This window comes from bacterium, from assembly GCA_036524115.1.
Taxonomy (GTDB): Bacteria; JAUVQV01; JAUVQV01; order JAUVQV01; family DATDCY01; genus DATDCY01.
Genome location: DATDCY010000270.1, coordinates 1 through 2474, shown reverse-complemented (window position 1 = coordinate 2474; position 2474 = coordinate 1). Strand labels below are relative to the sequence as shown.

The following is a 2474-nucleotide window of genomic DNA, read 5'->3' as shown; positions in this document are numbered from 1 at the left end:
CTGCGCGGCCGCGGCGGCGCCGGCTTCCCGACCGGGAAGAAATGGAGCTTCGTGCCCCGGGGCGCGCCCGGCCCCAGGTACCTCGTCTGCAATGCCGACGAGATGGAGCCCGGCTCCTTCAAGGACCGCGTGCTGATGGAGCGCGCGCCGCACCTGCTGCTCGAGGGGATGGTGCTCGCGGCCTTCGCGATCGGCGCCGGGGAGGCCATCCTCTTCCTGCGCCAGGGCTACGCCGCGGCGCAGGAGGCGCTCGAGCGCGCCATCGCGGCGGCGTATGGGCGCGGCGCCCTCGGACCCGACGTCCTCGGGACCGGGGTGCGCGTGGATCTGCGGCTGCACGTGAGCGCGGGGCGCTACATCTGCGGCGAGGAGACCGCGCTGCTCAACGCGCTGGAGGGGCGCCGCCCGGTGCCGCGGGAGAAGCCGCCCCACCCGCAGGTCAGCGGCCTCTGGGGGCGGCCGACCGTCGTCAACAACGTCGAGACGCTCTGCAACGTCCCCGGGATCGTGCGCAACGGGCCGGAGTGGTACCGCGCCCTCGGCCGCGGCGCCGAAGGCGGCACGAAGATCTACGCGGTCAGCGGTCGTGTGCGCCGCCCCGGCGCCTGGGAGCTGCCGATGGGGACGCCGCTGCGGGAACTGCTCGAGGAGCGCGCCGGCGGCATGCGCGAGGGCTTCGCGCTGCGCGCGGTGCTGCCCGGCGGCGCCTCCACGGAGTTCCTGCCGGCGGAGCACCTCGATGTCGCGCTGGACTTCGACTCCGTGCAGAAGGCGGGCAGCCGCCTCGGCACCGGCACCGTCGTCGTGCTCGACGACCGCACCTGCCCGGTGGGGACGCTCCTGAGCCTCGAGCGCTTCTTCGCGCGGGAGTCCTGCGGCTGGTGCACGCCCTGCCGCGAGGGGCTGGCCTGGGTCGAGCGCATCCTCGCCGCCCTCGAACGCGGCGACGGCACGATGGAGGACCTGGCGGTGCTCGAGGAGCACACGCGGCTGCTCGGGCCCGGCCGCACGTTCTGCGCGCACGCGCCGGGGGCGATGGAGCCGCTGCGCAGCGCGCTCGCGCTCTTCCGCGGGGACTTCGAGCGCCACGTCCGGGAGGGAGGCTGCCCGTGGAAGCGCTAGGCCCGCCGTCCGCGGCGCAGGTCACGATCCTGGTCGACGGGGCGCCACACCGCGTCCCCGCGGGGCAGAACCTGCTTGCGGCCTGCCTCTCTCTCGGCTTCGAGATCCCGTACTTCTGCTGGCACCCGGCGCTGCACTCGGTGGGGGCCTGCAGGCAATGCGCGGTCAAGGTCTTCCGCGACGAGCACGACGCGGCCGGGACGATCGTCATGTCCTGCGAAACGCCGGTCGCCGAGGGACTGCGCGTGTCGATTGCCGACCCGGAGGCACGCGCCTTCCGCGCCGCGGTCAGCGAGTGGCTGATGGCCGGCCACCCCCACGACTGCCCGGTCTGCGACGAGGGTGGCGAGTGCCACCTCCAGGACATGACCGTCCTCACGGGGCACGTCCGGCGGCGCTACCGCTTCGACAAGCGCACCCACCGCAGCCAGGACCTCGGCCCCTTCGTCAACCATGAGATGAACCGCTGCATCCAGTGCTTCCGCTGCGTGCGCTTCTACCGGGACTTCGCCGGGGGGACGGACCTCGACGTCTTCGGCGCGCACCGCAACCTCTTCTTCGGCCGCCACCGCGACGGGGCGCTCGCGAGCGGCCTGGCCGGCAACCTCGTCGAGATCTGCCCGACCGGCGTCTTCACCGACAAGACCTTCAAGGCGCGCTACGTGCGCCCCTGGGACCTCGCCACCGCGCCGTCGATCTGCCCCCACTGCGGCGTGGGCTGCAACACGATCGTCGGGGCGCGAGGCGGCGTCCTGCGCCGCGTGCGCAACCGCTACCACGGCGAGGTCAACGGCTTCTTCCTCTGCGACCGGGGCCGCTTCGGCAACGAGTTCGTCAACGACGCGCGCCGCGTGCGCCGCCCGCTGCTGCGCGCCGGCCGCGGCGCCGAGGCCGTGGCGACCGCCCCGGCGGCGGTCGAGGCATGGCTGCGCGCCCGCCTGCATTTCGGCGCGAACGTGATCGGCATCGGCTCGCCGCGCGCCTCCCTCGAGGCGAACTACGCGCTGCGCCGTCTCGTCGGGCCGGAGCGGTTCTTCGCCGGCATGGCGGCCCGCGAGCACCGGCTGGTCGCGCTCGCGGCCCGCATTGTGCGCCGGGGCCCCGCCCGCACGCCGACGCTGCGCGAGGCGGCCGGCGCCGACGCCGCCCTCGTCCTCGGCGAGGACTTCACGCAGACCGCGCCGCTGCTGGCGCTCGCGCTCCGCCAGTGCGCGATGCAGGCGCCGCTCGAGGACGCCGTGCGCAGCGGCATCCCCCCCTGGCGCGGCGAGCCGCTGCGCCGCTTCACCCAGGGCCGACGCGGACCGCTCTTCGTCGCCAGCCCCGCGGCGACCGGCCTCGACGACGCCGCG

General features: G+C 75.0%; 2 protein-coding genes. Both read left to right on the top strand.

Features of this window, described 5'->3' with window-relative positions:
- A partial coding sequence (locus tag VI078_12905; protein ID HEY6000180.1) for an NADH-ubiquinone oxidoreductase-F iron-sulfur binding region domain-containing protein occupies positions 1-1122 on the top strand: 1122 nt, incomplete at its 5' end.
- Positions 1110-2474, top strand: a 1365-nt coding sequence (locus VI078_12900) for a 2Fe-2S iron-sulfur cluster-binding protein (GenBank protein ID HEY6000179.1), incomplete at its 3' end; no start/stop codon positions are given. The genes VI078_12905 and VI078_12900, both read left to right, overlap by 13 nt.